The sequence below is a fragment of the Streptomyces sp. NPDC090499 genome, assembly GCF_044769305.1.
Classification (GTDB): Bacteria; Actinomycetota; Actinomycetes; order Streptomycetales; family Streptomycetaceae; genus Streptomyces.
The window spans coordinates 145,923-164,296 of sequence record NZ_JBIVXP010000017.1; the positions used below are offsets into that span (position 1 = coordinate 145,923).

Sequence of the window (18,374 nt, forward strand, 5' to 3'; positions counted from 1 at the left end):
TGCCCGACACAGCTGCCCGTGCCTCCCCATAGGTGTGGAACGGCTCAGCGGAGCCGCGACCGCTCGCATAGTAAGGTAAGGATTGCCTAACTCAACAGGGTCAATATGACTTCAGCGGCCCAAGTCACAGCGGCTGAGGTTATGCTCACCTAACCTGCTATCAGGACTGTTCGCGGTCCCCGGGACGACGGCATGGAGACCGGCAAGTGGCTTCAGGCAGAAGGCTTCGCACCACGGTGCTGGTGACGGTGACCGTCGCCCTCCTGGTCCTCCTGTCCCTGCTCTCCGTGGCACTGGGCGCGCTGAGCGTGCCGCTCGACCAGGTGGTCCGGTCGGTCCTCGGGCATCCGCCCAGCCGCCTGGTCGACAACGTGATCTGGTCGGTGCGCATCCCCCGCACCCTGCTCGGCCTGACCACGGGCGCCGCGCTCGGCATGTCCGGCGCGCTGATGCAGGCCCTGACCCGCAATCCCCTCGCCGACCCCGGCATCCTCGGGGTGAGCGCGGGCGCGTCCTTCGCGATCGTCGTGTCGGTCGCGGTGTTCGGGGTCGGCTCGCTGTACGGCTATGTGTGGTTCGCCTTCGCCGGGGCGCTCGCCGCGAGCGTCCTGGTCTTCCTCCTGGGACGGCTCGGCCGCTCCGGGGCGACCCCGGTGAAGCTGGCCCTCGCCGGCGTGGCCGTCACCTCGCTGCTGTCGTCGCTGACCAGTGCCGTGGTGCTCACCGACCAGGACGCGCTGGACCGTTACCGCTTCTGGTCCGCGGGCACACTGGCCGACCAGGACTCCGGCGACCTGGTGCGCATCCTGCCGTTCCTGGCCGTGGGCGCCGTACTGGCGCTGTCCTGCGCGCCCGCCCTGAACAGCCTGGCCCTCGGCGACGACGTGGCCGCGTCCCTGGGACGGCGGCTGGGCCTGGTACGGCTCCAGGGGGTGACCGCGATCGTGCTGCTGACCGGCGCCTCGGTCGCCGTCATCGGCCCGGTGGTCTTCCTCGGCCTGGTCGTCCCGCACATCGCCCGGCTGCTCGCCCAGTTCGCGGGCATCGGCCCCGACCACCGCTGGCTGCTGCCGCTGTCCGCCGCGCTGGCACCGGTCCTGCTGCTGTCCGCCGACATCGTGGGCCGGCTGGTGGCCCGCCCCACCGAGATCCAGGCCGGTGTCCTGGTCGCCTTCCTCGGCGGCCCGTTCTTCATCGCCCTGGTCCGCCGCCGGAAACTCGCGGAGGTGTGAGCGTGCCCGCACAGTCGTCCCCCGTCGCTCCGGCCCGGCCCGCGCTGCGCGACCGGCCGTTCCGGCTGGCCGTGCCCCCCGTCTCGGGCATGCTGCGGCCGCGCCTGGTGCTGACCGGAGTCCTCGTCGGCGTGGGCGCGTTCGCGCTGTTCTGCTGGGGACTGGCCCTCGGCGACTACCCGGTGAGCCTGCCCGACGTCGTCAGGGCCCTGTTCGGCGTGGGCGACCCCGGCACGCTCGTCGTGGTCCGGGACCTGCGGCTGCCGCGCGCCCTCACCGGCCTCCTGGTCGGCATCGCCTTCGGGGTGTCCGGGGCGGTGTTCCAGACGATGACCCGCAACGCGCTGGCCAGCCCCGACATGATCGGGCTGACCGAGGGCGCCGGCACCGCGGTGGTCGCGGCGGTGGTGCTCGGGTGGGCCGGCGGGCTCGGGCTGTCCACGGTCGGACTGCTCGGCGCCCTGGCGACCGCGCTGCTCGTGTACGCGCTGGCCTGGAAGGGCGGGGCCACCGGCTACCGCATCATCCTCGTCGGCATCGGCGTCTCCTGGATCTGCACCAGCGCCACCGACTTCCTGGTGGCGCGCGGCAACCGGTTCCAGGCCGAGGAGGCCCTCGGCTGGCTGGTCGGCAACCTCAACGGCCGTACCTGGGGCCAGGTCGACGCACTGGCGATCGCCCTCGCCGTGCTGCTGCCCGTCACCCTGGGCCTGGGCCGCTGGATGCGCACCCTCCAGCTCGGCGACGACGTGGCCGCCGGGCTCGGCACCCCCGTCCAGCCGGTCCGGCTGGCGCTGCTGCTGACCGGGGTCGGCCTGGTCGCCTTCGGCACGGCGGCGGCCGGACCGGTGGCCTTCGTGGCCCTGGCCTGCCCGCAGATCGCCCTGCGGCTGGCCGGCACCTCGGCACCGCCCCCGCTCGTCTCCGGCCTCACCGGCGCGTTCGTCGTCCTCGGCTCCGACCTCCTCGCCCGCGAGGCGGTCCCCGGGACGGAACTGCCGGTCGGGGTCGTCACCGGCGCCCTCGGCGCGCCGGTCCTGCTGTGGCTGCTCGTCCGCGCCAACCGCGCGGGATCTGGAGGCTGATCCCATGTCGACCACCGCCCCGCGCGCCCCGGGCTCCCCCGAACAGCCCGCCGCCGGACCCGAGTTGCGGGCCCGCGGGCTCCATCTCGCCTACGACGGACGGCCGGTGGTGACCGACCTCGACCTCACCGTGCCCACCGGCCGGATCACGGCCGTCGTCGGCGCCAACGCCTGCGGCAAGTCGACGCTGCTGCGCGCCCTCGCCCGGCTGCTGGCCCCGCGCGAAGGCGTCGTCGAACTGGACGGCACCGCCCTGCGCTCCATACCGACCCGGGAACTCGCCCGCACTCTCGGCATCCTGCCGCAGACCCCGGTGGCGCCGGAGGGGCTGACCGTCGCCGACCTGGTGAACCGCGGGCGCTCCCCGCACCAGACCTGGTGGCGGCAGTGGTCGGCGGCGGACGAGGAGGCCGTACGGGACGCGCTGGCCGCGACCGGCCTGACCGAGCTCGCGGACCGGCCGGTGGACGAGCTCTCCGGCGGCCAGCGGCAGCGCGCGTGGATCGCCATGGCCGTCGCCCAGGGCACCCCGGTCCTCCTCCTGGACGAGCCGACGACCTACCTCGACCTCGCCCACCAGATCGATGTCCTGGACCTCGTCACGGACCTCAACCGGCGCGAGGGCCGCACGGTGGTGATGGTGCTGCACGACCTCAACCAGGCCTGCCGGTACGCCGATCACGTCATCGCCATGAAGGCCGGCCGCATCGTCGCCCAGGGCACCCCGGCCGAGGTGGTCACCGAGGCGACCGTCGAGGACGTCTTCGACCTGCGCTGCCGGATCACCCCCGACCCGGTCAGCGGCACCCCGATGGTGATCCCGCTCGGCCGCCACCACCACGACGGCGACACCCGCGACGGCGACACCCGCGACGCCCGGGGCGCGGTACCGGCCGCCGTCGACTGAGCCGGCGGCCGGGGCCGGGCCCGCGCCGGGCGACGGGCCCGCGCTCAGGGACGGGACGTCAGGTAACCCCCCATGGTGCGGAAGTGGTCCGCGGCCGCGTACTCCGTGCCGTCGTCCGTGCGCACCCGCCGGACCAGCAGCCCCCGGCAGCGTCCGGTGTGGGCGTCGGCGCCCGCCACCACGACCACGCCGTCGCCCTCGCGGATGAAGATCCGGCCCGGGGTACCGCCGTAACGGCCCTCGGAGACGGCGGCGGAGACGATCCTGAGCCGCTCGCCGCGGTGGTAGGCGTAGGCGTTCGGGTACGGGTCCGACTGGGCCCGTACCAGGCGCTCCAGGCGTTCCGCGGGCCAGGTCCAGTCGATGCGGCTGTCCTCCAGGGACCGCTTGTGGAAGAAGCTGGCGCGGGTGCGGTCCTGCGGCACCCACTGGCCGGCGTCCCGGCCGGCGGCGATCAGGTCGAGGGACTCGCGCACGATGGGCGCGATCAGGCCGACGGTCCGGTGGAAGAGGTCGGTGGCGGTGTCGGCGGGCCCGACCGGCACCGAGCGCTGCACCAGGACGTCCCCGGCGTCGAGTTCGGCGTTCATGCGGTGCGCGGTCACCCCGACCCGCTCCTCGCCGTTGATCAGCGCCCAGATGATCGGGGAGAACCCGGCGTAGGCCGGCAGCAGGGAGTCGTGGATGTTGAGGGTGCCGTGCGGGGGCAGGTCGAACAGCTCCGGGGGCAGCCAGGTCCGCCAGTTGTTGGCGACGATGATGTCCGGCCCCGACTCCCGTACCGCGGCGAGGAGTTCGGCGTCGTCGGGGCGGTTGCGCAGCAGCACCGGGACGCCGTGCTTCTCGGCCAGCTCGGCGACGTTGTCGTCCCAGATCTTCTCGTAGGCGTGCTCGCTCCTCGGATGGGTGACGACGAGAACCACCTCGTGATCGGAGTCCAGCAGCGCCTGCAGCGTGCGATGACCCCAGGTCTGGTAACCGAGCATGACGACCCGCATGACGGACCTTCCCTTCAGAGACTCCATTGCTAGGTAAGCCTTACCTTATCTAGCATGGGTCTGCCTGAGGGAGGCGATGCAAAGGTGAAATCACCGGTCATGGGTTCCGACGTCGTCCACGACATCATCGGAATCGGTTTCGGCCCGTCAAATCTCGCTCTCTCCATAGCGGTTGAGGAGCACAACGCGGGTCTCGCGGCGGACAGCCGTCTCAACGCCCTGTTCCTGGAGCGACAGCCGAGGTTCGGCTGGCACCGGGGCATGCTGATCGACGACGCCACGATGCAGGTCTCCTTCCTCAAGGACCTCGTCACCCTGCGCAACCCGACCAGCGACTACAGCTTCCTCTGCTTCCTGCGCGAACAGGGCAGACTGATCGACTTCCTGAACCAGAAGACGCTCTTCCCGCTGCGGATGGAGTTCCACGAGTACTTCGAGTGGGCGGCGGCCCGGGTCGCGCACCTGGTCTCCTACGACAGCGAGGTGGTCGCGGTGGACCCGGTGCGCGACGACGCGGGCCGGGTGAGGTTCTTCGACGTCACCTGCCGTGCCACGGGAGTCCCGGGGACGACCGTGACCCACCGCACGCGCAACATCAGCGTGGCGACGGGCCTTGAACCGCACGTGCCGCCGGGGCTCGAACTCGCCGAACGGGTTTGGCACAACAGCGAACTGATACCGAAGGCCGGGCAACTGGCCGCCGCCGGTGCGCCGGTGCGGCGGGCGGTGGTGCTCGGTGCCGGGCAGAGCGCCGCGGAGACGGTGGACTACCTGCACCGCACCTTCCCGGACGCCGAGGTCTGCTCGGTCTTCGCCAAGTACGGCTACACGCCCGCGGACGACAGCCCGTTCGCCAACCGGATCTTCGATCCGGAGGCGGTCGACGTCTACTTCTCCGCGCCGTCCGCGGTCAAGCAGTCCCTGCTGGACTACCACCGCTCCACCAACTACTCGGTCGTCGACATGGACCTGATCGAGTCGCTGTACGCCACCACGTACCGGGAGAAGGTGGCCGGCCGGGAGCGGCTGCGCTTCCTCAACGTCTCCCGCGTCCGCGAGGTCGCGGACGGGCCGGACGGCGGCCTCGGCGTCACCGTCGAGTTCCTGCCCACCGGCGAACAGCAGACGCTCGCCGCCGACGTCCTGGTGCTCGCCACCGGCTACCGGCCCCGGGACCTGACCGCGCTCATGGGCGACGCGGCCAAGCTCTGCCTCAAGGACGACGGCGACGCGATCCGGGTCGGCCGGGACCACCGCGTGGAGACGGCGCCGGAGGTCGAGGCCGGCATCTACCTCCAGGGCGGCACCGAGCACACCCACGGCCTCACCAGCACCCTGCTGTCGACCGTGGCGGTCCGGGCCCAGGAGATCCACCGGTCCCTGCTGTCCGACCGGGCCACGGCGGCCTGACCCGCCGCCCCCGCACTCCCGTGGCCCGGACGGTACGGTCCCGTCCGGGCCACGGGGTCCGCCCAAGGCCCGCGAGAGCGGGCGCTTTCAGTACGGCCCGTGGGTCCAGCGCCCGGCCGTCATCGTGGCGTGCACCGGCAGCGCGCGTAGCGTGTCCGGGCCCGCCGTCAGCGGATCCACGTCCACGACCACCAGGTCCGCGGGGTCCCCGACCCTGATGAGCCGGCGTCCGCGGGCCGCCGCGGCCAGCGCCTCCCGCACCGGCAGGCGCTGCTCCGGGTGCCAGGCGGGACGCCCGTCGTCGGTCCGGGTCACGGCCGACGCGACGGCGAGCCAGGGGTCCAGCGGGGAGACGGGGGCGTCGGAGCCGAACTCCAGCCGTGCCCCGGCGGCCAGCAGGTCGGCGTAGGCGAAGGCGCGGGAGGTGCGTCCGGCCCAGTACCGGTCCGCCACGTCCCGGTCGTCCGTCGCGTGCCGGGGCTGTACCCCGGCCGTGACCCCCAACTCGGCGAAGCGCGGGAGGTCCTCGGGGCTGAGCAGCTGCGCGTGCTCGATCCGGCCGCGGCAGCGCACCGCCTCGAAGGCGTCCAGGGCGACGGTGTTGGCCCGGTCGCCGATGGCGTGCACCGCCGGTTCGATGCCGTGGGCGGCGGCCCGGCGCATGAGCCGGACCAGCTCGTCCGGTGCCGTCTGCTCGATGCCGTGCGCGTCGTCCGTGTTCTCCAGACCCGGGTAGGGGTCCCGGCACAGCGCGGTACGGGTGTTGAGCGAGCCGTCCGTGAAGAGCTTGAGCGGGCCGACCCGCACCAGGCCGCCGGACGCGCCGATCCCGGAGCCGGTGCGCAGCCCGCGCGCGAGGGCCGCGTCCAGGTGGCTCGGGTAGACGGCGGCGGACACCCGTACGGCGGGCGGGGCCTGTGCCGAACGGCGCTCCCAGGCGCCCACGGTGTCGCCGTACTGGAAGTCGATCAACCCGGTGACCCCGCGGGCGGCGGCGGCCCGGCAGGCGTCGGCGATCCAGTCGTCCAGTGTCCCGGCCGGCACCTCGGGCAGGGCCGAGAGGACCTCGTGGCCCTCCGCCTCCCGGATCAGCCCGGTCGGGTGGTCGCCGCGGCCGACCAGTGCCAGGCAGGCCGAGTTCAGCCATACGGCGTGCAGATCGGCGCTGACCAGGGCGGCCGGGCGGTCCGGCAGGGCCGCGTCGAGGAGTCGCCGGTCCGGGGCGTCGGGCCAGAGCCCGTCCCGGAAGCCGTACCCGAACAGAACCGTTCCCGCGCCGGGGGCCGTACGGCCGTGCGCGCGCACCCGGTCGGCCACCTCCCGCGCGGAGGCGGTCCCGGAGAGGTCGAGGCGGCGGCGCGCGCTCGCCCACTCGGCGAGGTGGACGTGCGCGTCCCAGAGACCGGGCAGCAGGACGCGCCCGTCCAGGTCGAGGACCTGTTCACCCGCGACCGGTCCGGCGGGCTCCGCGGCCCCCCGGTCCGGGACCACATGAGTGACCCTGCCGTCCGCCACCCGCACCCCGGCCAGCGGTCCGCCCGCCCCCAGCCGCACCCGGCCAAGCGTCAGCGCCGGCCTGCACGGTGTGCCTGCGACCTCCGTCATCGAGCCTCCGTCCGCCCTCAACAGCGACAGCACAATCAACTTAGGTTTACCTTACTCGGCCTCGATCGATGCCGGACGCCCCTGTGCACGCCGAGTTCTTACGGAGATCTTTCGTGACCGCCGGACGAGGAAAGGACCGTGCCCCCGGCGACGCAGATCCGGTGTGGGACCGAACCGGGTCCCGCACCACCGCCGGCGGCCGCTGCCGCCATGTCGACAGGAGTACAGGGGAAATGACGATGGGCAAGAAGTCGAAGGCCGCCGCGTCGGTCGCCGTGACCGTGGCCGCCGCCGCGACTCTGGCGCTGGGCACCGGGCCCGCGTCGGCATACTCCGGCGGTGCCCACGGCGCCGTGTTCGTCCAGACCGACGGGGTGAACGGCAACGCCGTGGTGGCGTACAGCCGTGCCGCGGACGGGACGCTGCGCCAGAGCGGCGTGTACCGGACCGGTGGGCTGGGCGGTGTCCTCGACGGGTCGGTGGTCGACCACCTCGCCTCGCAGGGGTCGCTGACGTACGACAGGGCGCACGGCCTGCTCTACGCCGTGAACGCCGGCAGCGACACGGTCACGGTGTTCGCGGTCCACGGCGACCGGCTGGTGCGTCGTCAGATCGTGTCGTCGGGAGGCGACTTCCCGGTCGGCGTGGCCGTCCACGGCGGCCTGGTGTACGTGCTCAACGCGCTGGGCGGCGGTTCCGTGCAGGGCTTCCGCACCGTGCACGGCTCGCTCGTGAAGGTGGCCGCCTGGCACCGCCCGCTCGGCCTGGACCCGGCCGCCGCCCCCCAGTTCACCCACACGCCGGGACAGCTCGCCTTCACCCCGGACGGCCGCGCGCTGGTGGTGACCACGAAGGCAGGCGCCGACACGATAGACGTGTTCCCGGTGGGCCGGTCCGGCATCGCCGCCCGTCCCGTGGTCACCCCGACCCCCGGCGCGGTGCCCTTCGGCTTCACCTTCGACGCCCGCGGGCGGCTGGTGGTGACCGAGGCGGGCACCAACTCGGTCGCCACCTTCCGGGTCGGCGCGGACCTGCGGCTGACCAAGGTCTCCGAGGTGGCGACCGGCCAGGCGGCGACCTGCTGGATCGTCCGCGACGGCAGGCACGTCTACGCCTCCAACGCGGGCAGCGGCACCCTGTCCGGCCTGCGGGTCGGCGCGGACGGCACGCTGACGGCCGTCGGCAACACCGCGACCGGCGCCGGGACGGTGGACGCCGACGTCTCCTCGGACGGCCGGTTCCTGTACGCGCAGACCGGCAAGGAGGGCGGCGTCGACGAGTTCCGCGTCAACCACGACGGCTCCCTGACCCGGTCGGGCTCGGTTCTCGTCCCCGGCGCCGTCGGCGGCGAAGGCATCGCCGCCTCCTGACGGCAGGCTGCTCGCCGGTGCGCCCGGGACCCGGTTCAGGTCTCCAGGACGGCGGCGAGCAGCCCCTCGTAGTCCTCCCCGCAGGGCCCGCAGGCACGCAGGTGCGCGGCGACTCCCGGCCACCGGCGCCCGGGATCGCCGCCGGCCGCCTTCAGGTCCGCGTACACGTGGAGCAGGCGCAGGGCCTCCGCGCAGCCCACGTCCGCCGGGTCCGTGGTCAGGAACCGCTCCAGCGCCGCCCGTACGGAGAGCCGGTCCGGGTTCGTCATGACCGCCTCCCGGGGATCACGTCCAGGTAGCCGTGGGCCACGAGGTGGTCGCGCAGCCTGCGCCGGGCGTCGAACATCGTCTTGTAGAGGGCGTTGCGGCTGCTCCCCAGTTCCAGGGCGAGCGCGTCCAGCGGTACGGCGTCCAGGACCAGCGCCACGAAGACCCTGCGCTGGTGGTCGGTGAGCACCTCGTCGGCCGCCGTGCGCACGGCGGCGGCCAGGGCGCGCGCCTCGGACGACTCCGCGGGCCCGGCACCGAGCCGGTCGGGCAGCCGCTCCCAGTCCTCGCCGTCGAGTTCCACCCGCCGCGTGCTCCAGAAGTGACGGCCGGTCTTCGCCGACACCTCCAGGACGACGAACCGGTACGCCCAGGTGGTGAAGCGGCTCTCCCCGCGGAAGTCACCGATCTTCCGGGTGATGGCGAGCAGGGCGTCCGCGGCGGCCTGGTGGGCGAGGTCGTCGGCCTCGGGACCGTCGAAGCCGAACCGGGAACGCCGCCTGGCCAGTTCGCGCCTGGCGATCCGCAGCAGATCGCCGTGCAGCCGGGCGCACGCCGTCTCGTAGACGGCGCCGGTCGAGGACAGTTCCCGCACCCAGGACGCCGAGACGGGATCGAGGTCGTGCGGGCCGCCGGCGGGCGTCACGGCCGCGGTCCGCGCGGGCTCGCCCTGTTCGTGTCCGACCGCAGACGCCATGCGCGCCATCGTAGCCGCGCCGGCTTGGGCCCTCGGCGGGGGCTCAGGGGCGCTTGTGTCCCGCCACGGTGACGGCCGAGGCCACGTCGTCCTCGGCGTGACCGGCCGAGACCGCCTCGTCCCAGCGCTTGAGCAGCGCCTCGGTGAGCGGCAGCTCCAGCTCCTGGTGGTCGGCGGCCGACAGGGCGAGGGCCGCGTCCTTGCCCGCGTGCCGCAGCGGGAAGCCCGGGGCGAAGTCGCGCTCGACCATGGCCCGGCCCTTGGCGGTCGCGTAGGCGGAGCCCAGCGGGCTCCCGGCGAGGGTGTCCAGGACCAGGCCGGGGTCCAGCCGGAGGGCACCCGCCAGGCTGACGGTCTCGGCCATGCCCTCGACCAGGACCGCGAGCCAGTTGTTGAGCACGATCTTGAAGCGGCTGCCGTCCCCGGGGCGGTCGAGCCACAGCGTGCGGCGGCCCAGTACGTCGAACAACGGCTGTACGCGGGGCCGCAGTCCGGGATCGCCGGAGGCGAGGACGAGCAGCTCGCCGCGGTCCGCCGGCCCGGAACTCCCGGAGACGGGGGCGTCGACGAAGCCGACGCCCCCCTGCGCGAGTTCCGCCAGCCGCCGGGTCGCGGCGACGCCGACCGTGCTCATCTGGATCCAGACCGCGTCCGGGGCGAGCGCGGCCAGCGCGCCGTCCGCACCGGTCATCGCGCTCTCCACGGCGGCCCCGTCGGTGAGCATGGTGATCAGGAACTCCGCCGGTGCGGCCGCCGCGGCCGGGGAGCCGGCCACCTTCGCGCCCCGGCCGGCCAGTGCCTCGGCCTTCTGCCGGGTCCGGTTCCACACCGTCACGTCGAACCCGGCGTGCAGCAGGTTGCGGGCGACGGGGGCGCCCATGACACCCGTGCCGAGGACCGCGACCCGCGTTCTTCCGGTCCGCGTCCCTTCCGTCCCCGCGCCGGTCCGCCCGGTCATCACACACTCTCCGGGGTCGGGCCGGCGACCGGGGTGGCCTCCGCCGTGATCGAGTCGATGTCCTTGAGGTCGGTCTCGTCGAGCGAGAGGTCCGCGGCGGCGAGGCTGTCCTCGACGTGGTGGGGGCGTCGCGCGCCGACGATCGCCACGTCCACCCCCGGCTGGGCCAGCGTCCACGCGATGGCGAGCTGGCTGACCGTCATGTCGCGGAAGGCGGCGAACTCCCGGAGCACGCGGACCACCGCGAGGTTGCGCCGGTAGGTATCGCCGCGGAACACCCCGCTCTTCGCCCGCCAGTCGCCGGCCGGGAAGACGGTCCCCCCGCTGAGGGTGCCGGTCAGCAGGCCGTGCGCGAGCGGGCCGTAGACCAGGACGCCGATGCCGTGACCGCGGGCGTACGGCAGGACGGTGTCCTCGATCTCCCGGCGGAAGAGGTGGTACGGCGGCTGCAGGGTCTCCACCGGCAGGACCCGGGAGAACTCGGCCATCTGCCCGGCGGAGTAGTTGGAGACCCCCACGTGCCGGATCTTTCCGGCCTCGACCAGTTCCCGCAGCGCCCCTGCGGTCTCGGCGAGCGGCACCTTCGGGTCGGGCCAGTGGACCTGGTAGAGGTCGATGCGGTCGACGCCGAGCGCGGTCAGGCTGGCGTCGACGCCCGCGCGCAGGGCGGCGGGGCTCGCGTCCCGGGCGACTCCGGTACCGGTGTCTCGCAGGCCGCCCTTGGTGGCGATCACGAGCTCGTCGCGGTGCTCGCGCAGTTCCGTCCGCAGGGCGTCGCCCAGCAGCCGCTCCGAGGCGCCGAATCCGTACCCCTGGGCGGTGTCGAAGAAGTTCACCCCGAGCTCGCGGGCCCGCAGGACGGCCTTCCTGGCGTCGTCCTCGGCGAAGGCACCCCAGTCCCCGCCGAGCTGCCAGGTGCCGAAGGCGATGCGGGAGACCCGCAGCCCGGTCGGCCCCAGTGTGGTGTACCGCATGATGTTCCTCCGTGTCTGATCCGTACGTGGTGAGGTGGGTGCTGCCGGCCGGGCCGGGGGCGGGCTCAGGTGACCCTGGCGCCGACCACGTGTCCGATCCCGTAGACGGCCGCGGCGGCGAGGGCGCCCACGAAGAGCTGGCGGGCCCCGGAGACCAGCGGCGACCGGCCGTTGAGCAGGCCGATGGCACCGCCGACGGCGAACAGGGCGCTGCCGGCCAGGGCGACGGCGAGCAGCAGGGCGGCCGTCCCCGACAGGAAGAGGTAGGGCAGGACGGCCATCAGCGCGCCGGCGGTGAACGAGGCGAGACTGGACAGCGCCGCCGACCACGGCGAGCCCAGCTCGTCGGGGTCCAGCCCGAGTTCTTCGCGGACCATGGTGTTCAGGGCGGTGTCGTGGTCCCGCATGATGGTCGTGGCGACATGCCGGGCGTCGGCCGCGTCCAGTCCCTTGTCCCGGTAGAGCCGGGCGAGTTCGGCCTCCTCCACGTCCGGGTCGGCGCGCAGCCGGCCGGCCGCGACGGCTATCTCCCGCTCGTAGGCCTCGCGCTGGCTGCGCATGGAGATGTACTCGCCGGCCGCCATGGAGAACGCTCCGGCGAGCAGTCCCGCGACCCCCGCGAACAGGACGGCGGTACCGGAGAGGCCGGACCCGGCGAAACCCATCACCAGGGCCGTGTTGGAGACCAGGCCGTCGTTGACGCCGAACACCGCGGCGCGCAGCGCGCCGGAGCGGTCTGCGGGACGCGACCGCTCGGCACGGTCGGCGCCGCGCCCGCCCGCGTCCTCGGCGGACCTCTTGTTCTGCACGCCTACGGCACCCGCGGGCGCGGTGTACGACAGTTCACCCGATGTCAGCGACATGGCCGGCTCCGATCCTCGATGACGGTTATCGTCCCTGGCGAATACCGTTTCTCCGGCTATTCGCCGTCGTACATACCAACGCCCGAGGGATCCGTCTCTATCCCGTTTTGGGAAGAAAGTCGCAGATAAGGGCTATCTCCGGGAGAGATGGGTCGCCCACGGCACCGGCCCCCGCCCGGCGTGACTCCGGTCCGCGGCCGTGATGGCATGTCGGCATGGAGTTGCGGGAGTTGCGGGCGTTCGTCGCGGTGGTGGAGGAGGGCGGGCTGTCGGCCGCCGCCCGGCGGCTGCATGTCAGCCAGCCCGCGCTGTCCCAGACGATCAGCGGGCTGGAGCGGCAGCTGGGGGTGCGGCTGCTGGTGCGCGGGAGCAGCGGGGTGAAGGTCACCGAGGCCGGGACCGCCCTGCTGGGCGAGGCACGGGCGGTGCTCGCCCGGCACGACCGGGCGGTGCGGGTGATGGCCGGGTACGCAGGTCCGGGCGGCGGGGCCCTGCGCATCGGGATCCCCCTGGAACTGCCGTCCGGGCTGCTCGACCCGGCGCTGGCCGAGCTCGCCGAGGCGCATCCGGAGACCCGGGTGCAGGCCCGGCACCTGTCCACGGCGGAGCAGCTGGCCGCGTTGCGGGCCGGTGAGCTCGATGTCGGCCTGCTGCGGGAGCGGCCGGCCGGGCCGGAGTTCGACGCGCTGCTCGTCGTCCGGGAGGAACTCGGCGTGCTGGTCGCCACCGCGCAGGCCGCCGAGCTCGCCGGACCCCGAGGCATCCCGCTCGACGCGCTCGGGACCCTGCGGTGGGTCGGGTTCCCGCGCGCCGGCAGCCCCGTCTGGTACGACGAGCTGACCGCGGTCCTGCGCGGCCACGGCCTGGATCTCGGCCCCGAGGCCCCCGAGGGGCAGGCACTGATCGCCGACGTGAAACTGGCCGCGGTCGCCTCCGGGCAGGCCTTCGCGCTGGCCCCGCGCGGCTGGCAGCAGCCGCTCCCCGACCACGTGACCTGGTCACCGCTGGCCGGAGCGCCGCTGGTGCGGCGCACCTGGGTGGTGTGGCCGGCCGACTCCCGCCGCCGGGACCTCGGCCGGTTCGTCGCCGCGCTGGACCGGTCGGTACCGGAGTAGTACCGGGCCGCGCCTGAAGGGATCCGTCAGACGGCCGTACGGCCGCCGTCGACCGGCAGGATCGCACCCTGCACGAAGCTCGCCGCGTCGCTCACCAGATAGGCGATCGCCTCGGCGATCTCGCGCGCCTCACCGGGCCGTCCGGCGGGGGCCTGAGCGGCCAGGACGTCCAGGGCGTCCCCCATGACGGCCGTGCCCTCGGTGCGGGTGGGGCCGGGCTCCACGGCGTTGACCCGGACCCCCTGCGCGCCGAACTCGGCCGCCCAGGACTTGGTCAGCAGGTTCACCGCCGCCTTGCTCGACGCGTACAGCGCCATCCCCGCCACTCCGTACTCGGCGACCATGGTGCTGACGTTGACAATGGCACCCCGCCCGCGCTCGGCCATGGCCGGGGCGAGCTCTCCCACCAGGTAGAACGGCGCCTTCACGTTCAGGTCGTAGACGGTGTCCACCTGGTCGGCGGGGGTCTGTGCCGTCGGCCCGAACGGGAAGACGCCGGCGCTGTTCACGAGGATGTCGACGCGGCCGCCGCCCAGCGCGGTGGCCTCGCGGGCCAGGCGCCGTACCGAGTCGGCGTCGCGCAGGTCGGCCGCCAGGAAGTCCGCCTTGCCGCCGCGCTCCCGGACGGCGCCGACCACCCGCTCGCCCCGGTCCGCGTCGCGCCCCGCGACCAGGACGTGCGCACCGCGCTCGGCGAGCAGTGCCGCGGTCGCGGCGCCGATGCCGCTGGTCGCGCCGGTCAGCAGGGCCACGCGTCCGGTCAGGTCAGCAGAACTCATGAGGTGTCCTTAAAGTGTGGAAAGTGGGGCGAATCCATCGTCCCGCCGCCTCGTTCGTGAGGCGACGGGAGTCCATAGCGGCAGCGGCGTTCCCGGGATTCCGTTCTCCCCATCGGCGGATCCGATGCCCCTCATAAGCGCCCCGGCCAGAAGCGGCGCTTATGGCGGCTCTTCACCGGCCGTATGGCCGTGGCGCGACCGACTGCACACGTCCCGCGGTTACATGACCCGTACGGCTCGGGGCCCCGGCGGCCCGGAACAGTGCGGACCGGCACCGATCGTCAGGTGAGGCAGCAATGAGCGAACCGAACGCAGAACTGCACGCAGAACCGCACGCGGACACCAGCGCGGCGCCGGAGGCGGCGCCGAACGCGTCCGGGGGGAGCGGCACGTACGACGTGATCGTCCTGGGCGCGGGCCCGGTCGGGCAGAACGTCGCCGACCGGGCACGGGCCGCCGGGCTCTCCGTGGCCGTCGTGGAGCGGGAGCTCGTCGGCGGCGAGTGCTCGTACTGGGCCTGTGTCCCCAGCAAGGCGCTGCTGCGGCCGGTCCTCGCGGTCGCCGACGCCCGCCGCGTGGACGGCGCCCGGCAGGCCGTCACCGGACGCATCGACGACGCCGCGGTCTTCGCCCGCCGCAACCGTTACGTCACCGACTGGGACGACAGCGGGCAGGCGCTGTGGGTGAAGTCCATCGGCGCCGACCTGTTCCGCGGCCAGGGCCGGCTCGACGGGCCGCGCCGGGTCACCGTCAGCCGGGACGACGGCGCCCGGCAGACCCTCGTCGCCCGGCACGCGGTGGCCCTCGCCACCGGCAGCCGGCCCGCGCTGCCGGACATCCCGGGGATCGAGGAGGCCCGGCCGTGGACGAACCGGCACGGCACCGACTCCAGCACCGTGCCCGGTCGGCTCGTCGTGGTCGGCGGCGGCGGGGTCGGCGTGGAGATGGCGACGCTGTGGCAGGGGCTCGGATCGCGGGTCACCCTGCTCGTCCGGCGGCGGCTGCTGCCCCGCATGGAGGCCTTCGCCGGGGAGCTGGTCGCCCAGGGGCTGGCCGAGGCCGGCGCGGACGTACGGACGGGCGTCCAGGTGACCGCGCTGCGTCGCCCGGACCCGGACGGGCCGGTGACGCTCACCCTCGACGACGGCAGCGAACTGGAGGCCGACGAGGTCCTGTTCGCCACCGGGCGCACGCCCAACACCGACGACATCGGCCTGGAGACCGTGGGCCTGACCCCCGGTACCTGGCTGGACACGGACACGACCTGCCTGGTCGACGGGGTGGAGGGGGCGTGGCTGTACGGCCTCGGGGACGTCAACCACCGCGCGCTCCTCACCCACCAGGGCAAGTACCAGGCACGGACGGCCGGTGACGCCATCGGCGCCCGCGCCGCCGGGCGGCCGCTGGACGACGGGGACTGGGGCGACCACGCCACGACCGCCGACCGGCATGCCGTGGCCCAGGTCTTCTTCACCGACCCGGAGGCGGGCGCGGTGGGCCTGACCGCCGAGCAGGCGGCCGCCGCCGGGCACCGCGTCGAGACGGTCGACCTGGACCTGAACGCCGCCCAGGGCGCCAACCTCTACGCCGACGGCTACACCGGCCACGCCCGGCTGGTCGTCGACGTCGACCGGGACGTGCTGCTCGGGGTGACCATGGTCGGGTCCGGGGTCAGCGAAATGCTGCACGCGGCCACCATCGCGGTCGCCGGCGAGGTCCCCCTCAAACGCCTCCGGCACGCGATCGCGCCGTTCCCCACGGTCAGCGAGATCTGGGTGTTCCTCGTCGCGGCAGCGCCCCGAAGCGGTGCGGGGAACCGCGCGGCCGGCCACGACGGCGCCGCACCCGCCTGACGGCACATCGCGGCACCTCCCCCGCAGCGCTCAGCGCGGCCGACCGGAGCCGAAAAATGTTCACGGCGCCGACATCGCACCCGTGGCGTGAGCACCGCACACATTGTTGGCGCCGCGCACCTTCTGCGGTGGCGGAGAGAAGGTCCCGGACGACCGGCTGCAGGCGGCCGGCGGCCGCACACCGCCGGCCCGCCCACCACTGACGGGCCTCATCTGTGGAAGAGCTCGTTCAGGTCCGTCTGCGAGATCTGGTTCTCGGCGTAGGAGAAGGTCCCCCGGTCCGCCAGCTCCCGGGCCGCGGCCAGCAGCTGCGCGTACATCGCACGGGCGATGCTGCCGCCCACCGTGACCCGGCGCACGCCGAGTCCGCGGAGGTCGGCCAGGGACAGGGCGCCGCCCGTCAGGCCCATCACCACGTTCAGCGGGCCGTCGAGCTCCCGCACCAGGGTGCCGATCGTCCCGGCGTCGGCCGCGCCCGGCACGAACGCGCAGTCGGCGCCCGCCGCCAGATACGCGTTGGCCCGCCGCACCGCCTCGTCGAGCGAACCGCCGGTGAGCAGCACGTCGGTGCGGCCGACGAGGACGAACGGCTCGCCTGCCGCGTCGACCGCCTCGCGCGCGGCGCGGATCCGGTCGGCCGCGAGCTCCGGGTCGTACAGCGGCCGGGAGCGGTCGCCGGTGAAGTCCTCGATGTTGCCGCCCGCCGCTCCCGACGCGAGTGTCATCGAGATGGTCTCGGCCACGGTCCCGGGCGCCTCGCCGAACCCGTCCTCCAGGTCGGCGCTGACCGGGACGCGCACCTCGGCGGCGATCTCCCGGACCCGGTCCAGCATCGTCGCGCGGCCGACCCGGCCACCGCCGTAGTCGTGGTCCGCGCGGCCCAGGGAGAAGGCGATGCCCGCGCTGGTGGTGGCCACGGCCGGGAAACCGGCCGACTCCAGGACGCGGGCGCTCCCCACGTCCCAGGCGTTGGGGAGCAGGAGGCAGCCCTCCCGGTGCAACTCCACGAAGCGTGCGGCCCGTTCCCGGCGTTGAGTGTCCACGCGGAACATCCTGTCAGCCGGCACTGACAACCGGGCGTCAGCGGCGCCCGGCCCGGCGGGGCAGACGTCGACGTGGGTGCCGCCGTACCCGACGGCGACGACCGAGTGGGCCGCCGGGCCGAGGTCGTGGGGGCGCGGATGCCGAGTTCGGTGCCCGGCGGGACCGGCGTGAAGGCCGCCGTGGACGGTACTTCTCCCCGGCGGCCTCTAGACGATCTGCCAGGGGTTGGTCTCGTAGCAGTCCACGAGCAGGTCCGTCACGGCCGAGTCGACGACCAGCGCCGTCCCGTCGATGCTCGCCACCGGCACGGCCGGCGAGATCGAGTTCGCCAGGAACGCGGAACAGCCCGCGAAGCCGGACGCACCGCCCACGAGGTCCCCGAGCCGGATCTCACGCCGCTCGGCCGGGATGCCCTTGGCCTCCAGTCCCCGCTGCAGGAGCTGCATCGTGATGCCGGGGAGCATGGCGGCCTCGGGCCAGACGACCCGTTCCCCGTCGTAGACACCGATGTTGGAGAGCGACGCCTCGCTGATCCGGCCGTGCCGGTCGGTGAACAGCGCGTCGTCGTAGCCGGCGAGCACCGCCTGGCGCCGGCGGTGCGTGAGCCCGACCGTCCCGGCGTGCTTGACGTGGGGCAGGTCCCGCTCGTACTCGACCGCCCGCAGTCGCACCGGGCCGGTCTGCGCCTGTGCGGGAGCACTCGTCAGCACGGCCAGGTCGGGTTCGACGGGCTCGCCGCGCGCCACGTCACCGAGCCTGCTCGTGAAAGCGACCACCCGCACCGACACGGCGTCCGGCCCTCCGTCGAGAGCGTGCCGCACGCAGTCCCGCACCCGCTCGGCGCCGAGCCCCCTGCCGAACAATTCCCGGGCGCTCCCGTCCAGCCGCGTCAGGTGCAGATCCAGCCCCCGGACCGCGCCGCCCCGCACCTGCATGGACGTGAAATGCGCGTAGTTGGCCCGCGCGAGCAGCTTCAGGTCCTCGGCGTCCGCTTTCGCCCCGTTGATCTCCACCCGGTCGATGACGATCCCCTTCTCGCCGCACGCCCGGCCCGTCGGCCGCATCCGGGCCACGATAACTGCGGGCAGAGCCGGGTCGGAAGCGAGCCGGGTCGGCTGCCGTACCGTCGGCGAACCCGAACCGAACCCGAACCGAACCCGACGCCGGCGCCGACTCCGACGTCGCGGCGTACTGTCGTGCGCGTCCGGCACTCACCA

General features: G+C 73.9%; 17 protein-coding genes. 7 read left to right on the plus strand and 10 right to left on the minus strand.

Annotated features, from left to right (window positions below; all coding sequences use genetic code 11):
* Positions 1-236: 236 nt before the first annotated feature.
* Genes ACIQVL_RS40415 through ACIQVL_RS40425 form a run of 3 tightly spaced genes read left to right on the plus strand, consistent with a single transcriptional unit; the run spans position 237 to position 3,224 of the window.
* Entirely contained in the window at positions 237-1,232 is a 996-nt protein-coding gene (locus tag ACIQVL_RS40415; RefSeq protein WP_403439448.1) for a FecCD family ABC transporter permease, read from the plus strand.
* 2 nt (positions 1,233-1,234) lie between these two features.
* Positions 1,235-2,317 carry a FecCD family ABC transporter permease gene (locus ACIQVL_RS40420; protein ID WP_403439350.1) on the plus strand — a complete coding sequence of 361 codons (1,083 nt, stop codon included), beginning with the start codon at positions 1,235-1,237 and terminating at the stop codon, positions 2,315-2,317.
* A gap of 4 nt (positions 2,318-2,321) precedes the next feature.
* Entirely contained in the window at positions 2,322-3,224 is a 903-nt protein-coding gene (locus ACIQVL_RS40425) for an ABC transporter ATP-binding protein (RefSeq protein ID WP_403477920.1), read from the plus strand.
* 44 nt (positions 3,225-3,268) lie between these two features.
* Here the strand turns inward: ACIQVL_RS40425 and ACIQVL_RS40430 are convergent, their stop codons facing one another.
* Positions 3,269-4,222, minus strand: a complete 954-nt coding sequence (locus tag ACIQVL_RS40430) for a methionyl-tRNA formyltransferase (RefSeq protein WP_403477921.1) — start codon at positions 4,220-4,222, stop codon at positions 3,269-3,271.
* An 84-nt stretch (positions 4,223-4,306) separates the two neighbouring features.
* On the opposite strand from ACIQVL_RS40430, the gene ACIQVL_RS40435 reads away from it, so the two are divergent.
* The gene (locus ACIQVL_RS40435) at positions 4,307-5,632 is read left to right on the plus strand and encodes a lysine N(6)-hydroxylase/L-ornithine N(5)-oxygenase family protein (protein ID WP_403439353.1); all 1,326 of its coding nucleotides are present in this window, start codon (positions 4,307-4,309) and stop codon (positions 5,630-5,632) included.
* A gap of 87 nt (positions 5,633-5,719) precedes the next feature.
* On the opposite strand, the gene ACIQVL_RS40440 is transcribed toward ACIQVL_RS40435, so the two are convergent.
* Complete coding sequence (locus ACIQVL_RS40440; protein ID WP_403477922.1) at positions 5,720-7,237, minus strand: amidohydrolase; 1,518 nt, start codon at positions 7,235-7,237, stop codon at positions 5,720-5,722.
* A gap of 233 nt (positions 7,238-7,470) precedes the next feature.
* On the opposite strand from ACIQVL_RS40440, the gene ACIQVL_RS40445 reads away from it, so the two are divergent.
* Positions 7,471-8,607, plus strand: a complete 1,137-nt coding sequence (locus tag ACIQVL_RS40445) for a lactonase family protein (RefSeq protein ID WP_403477923.1) — start codon at positions 7,471-7,473, stop codon at positions 8,605-8,607.
* Between the two features lie 35 nt (positions 8,608-8,642).
* Here the strand turns inward: ACIQVL_RS40445 and ACIQVL_RS40450 are convergent, their stop codons facing one another.
* The 5 genes from ACIQVL_RS40450 to ACIQVL_RS40470 all read right to left on the minus strand — a co-directional run bounded on the left by ACIQVL_RS40450 (position 8,643) and on the right by ACIQVL_RS40470 (position 12,366).
* Positions 8,643-8,876 carry a hypothetical protein gene (locus ACIQVL_RS40450; protein ID WP_403439359.1) on the minus strand — a complete coding sequence of 78 codons (234 nt, stop codon included), beginning with the start codon at positions 8,874-8,876 and terminating at the stop codon, positions 8,643-8,645.
* On the minus strand, positions 8,873-9,571 hold the full coding sequence (locus ACIQVL_RS40455; protein WP_403477924.1) for an RNA polymerase sigma factor: 699 nt from the start codon (positions 9,569-9,571) through the stop codon (positions 8,873-8,875). Before ACIQVL_RS40455 ends, ACIQVL_RS40450 begins: the two co-directional genes overlap by 4 nt.
* 43 nt (positions 9,572-9,614) lie before the next feature.
* Positions 9,615-10,529 carry an NAD(P)-dependent oxidoreductase gene (locus ACIQVL_RS40460; RefSeq protein ID WP_403477925.1) on the minus strand — a complete coding sequence of 305 codons (915 nt, stop codon included), beginning with the start codon at positions 10,527-10,529 and terminating at the stop codon, positions 9,615-9,617.
* Positions 10,529-11,503 carry an aldo/keto reductase gene (locus tag ACIQVL_RS40465; protein WP_403439365.1) on the minus strand — a complete coding sequence of 325 codons (975 nt, stop codon included), beginning with the start codon at positions 11,501-11,503 and terminating at the stop codon, positions 10,529-10,531. Before ACIQVL_RS40465 ends, ACIQVL_RS40460 begins: the two co-directional genes overlap by 1 nt.
* 65 nt (positions 11,504-11,568) lie before the next feature.
* Positions 11,569-12,366 (minus strand): VIT1/CCC1 transporter family protein, encoded by a 798-nt coding sequence (locus ACIQVL_RS40470; protein WP_403439367.1) that lies wholly within the window; start codon positions 12,364-12,366, stop codon positions 11,569-11,571.
* Positions 12,367-12,581: 215 nt separating this feature from the next.
* Between ACIQVL_RS40470 and ACIQVL_RS40475 the strand changes: the two genes are divergently transcribed.
* Entirely contained in the window at positions 12,582-13,481 is a 900-nt protein-coding gene (locus tag ACIQVL_RS40475; RefSeq protein ID WP_403477926.1) for a LysR family transcriptional regulator, read from the plus strand.
* Between the two features lie 26 nt (positions 13,482-13,507).
* Here ACIQVL_RS40475 and ACIQVL_RS40480 read toward each other — a convergent pair whose 3' ends face one another.
* A complete protein-coding gene (locus ACIQVL_RS40480; RefSeq protein ID WP_403477927.1) occupies positions 13,508-14,260 on the minus strand; it encodes an SDR family NAD(P)-dependent oxidoreductase in 753 nt (250 codons plus the stop codon).
* A 296-nt stretch (positions 14,261-14,556) separates the two neighbouring features.
* Here ACIQVL_RS40480 and ACIQVL_RS40485 point away from each other — a divergent pair, with 296 nt between their 5' ends.
* The gene (locus ACIQVL_RS40485; RefSeq protein ID WP_403439373.1) at positions 14,557-16,113 is read left to right on the plus strand and encodes a dihydrolipoyl dehydrogenase family protein; all 1,557 of its coding nucleotides are present in this window, start codon (positions 14,557-14,559) and stop codon (positions 16,111-16,113) included.
* Positions 16,114-16,322: 209 nt separating this feature from the next.
* On the opposite strand, the gene ACIQVL_RS40490 is transcribed toward ACIQVL_RS40485, so the two are convergent.
* Together ACIQVL_RS40490 and ACIQVL_RS40495 are read right to left on the minus strand one after the other, a co-directional pair.
* Positions 16,323-17,165 (minus strand): isocitrate lyase/phosphoenolpyruvate mutase family protein, encoded by an 843-nt coding sequence (locus ACIQVL_RS40490; protein ID WP_403477928.1) that lies wholly within the window; start codon positions 17,163-17,165, stop codon positions 16,323-16,325.
* A gap of 198 nt (positions 17,166-17,363) precedes the next feature.
* A complete protein-coding gene (locus ACIQVL_RS40495) occupies positions 17,364-18,221 on the minus strand; it encodes an aminotransferase class IV family protein (protein WP_403477929.1) in 858 nt (285 codons plus the stop codon).
* Between the last annotated feature and the right edge of the window lie 153 nt (positions 18,222-18,374).

What these genes read in the sequence shown, in the direction of transcription:
- ACIQVL_RS40425 (WP_403477920.1), top strand. Translation starts at nt 2,322, where the DNA reads ATGTCGACCACCGCCCCGCGCGCCCCGGGCTCCCCCGAACAGCCCGCC.
- ACIQVL_RS40430 (WP_403477921.1), bottom strand. Translation starts at nt 4,222, where the DNA reads ATGCGGGTCGTCATGCTCGGTTACCAGACCTGGGGTCATCGCACGCTG.
- ACIQVL_RS40440 (WP_403477922.1), bottom strand. Translation starts at nt 7,237, where the DNA reads ATGACGGAGGTCGCAGGCACACCGTGCAGGCCGGCGCTGACGCTTGGC.
- ACIQVL_RS40445 (WP_403477923.1), top strand. Translation starts at nt 7,471, where the DNA reads ATGACGATGGGCAAGAAGTCGAAGGCCGCCGCGTCGGTCGCCGTGACC.
- ACIQVL_RS40450 (WP_403439359.1), bottom strand. Translation starts at nt 8,876, where the DNA reads ATGACGAACCCGGACCGGCTCTCCGTACGGGCGGCGCTGGAGCGGTTC.
- ACIQVL_RS40455 (WP_403477924.1), bottom strand. Translation starts at nt 9,571, where the DNA reads ATGGCGTCTGCGGTCGGACACGAACAGGGCGAGCCCGCGCGGACCGCG.
- ACIQVL_RS40460 (WP_403477925.1), bottom strand. Translation starts at nt 10,529, where the DNA reads ATGACCGGGCGGACCGGCGCGGGGACGGAAGGGACGCGGACCGGAAGA.
- ACIQVL_RS40465 (WP_403439365.1), bottom strand. Translation starts at nt 11,503, where the DNA reads ATGCGGTACACCACACTGGGGCCGACCGGGCTGCGGGTCTCCCGCATC.
- ACIQVL_RS40470 (WP_403439367.1), bottom strand. Translation starts at nt 12,366, where the DNA reads ATGTCGCTGACATCGGGTGAACTGTCGTACACCGCGCCCGCGGGTGCC.
- ACIQVL_RS40475 (WP_403477926.1), top strand. Translation starts at nt 12,582, where the DNA reads ATGGAGTTGCGGGAGTTGCGGGCGTTCGTCGCGGTGGTGGAGGAGGGC.
- ACIQVL_RS40480 (WP_403477927.1), bottom strand. Translation starts at nt 14,260, where the DNA reads ATGAGTTCTGCTGACCTGACCGGACGCGTGGCCCTGCTGACCGGCGCG.
- ACIQVL_RS40485 (WP_403439373.1), top strand. Translation starts at nt 14,557, where the DNA reads ATGAGCGAACCGAACGCAGAACTGCACGCAGAACCGCACGCGGACACC.
- ACIQVL_RS40490 (WP_403477928.1), bottom strand. Translation starts at nt 17,165, where the DNA reads ATGTTCCGCGTGGACACTCAACGCCGGGAACGGGCCGCACGCTTCGTG.
- ACIQVL_RS40495 (WP_403477929.1), bottom strand. Translation starts at nt 18,221, where the DNA reads ATGCGGCCGACGGGCCGGGCGTGCGGCGAGAAGGGGATCGTCATCGAC.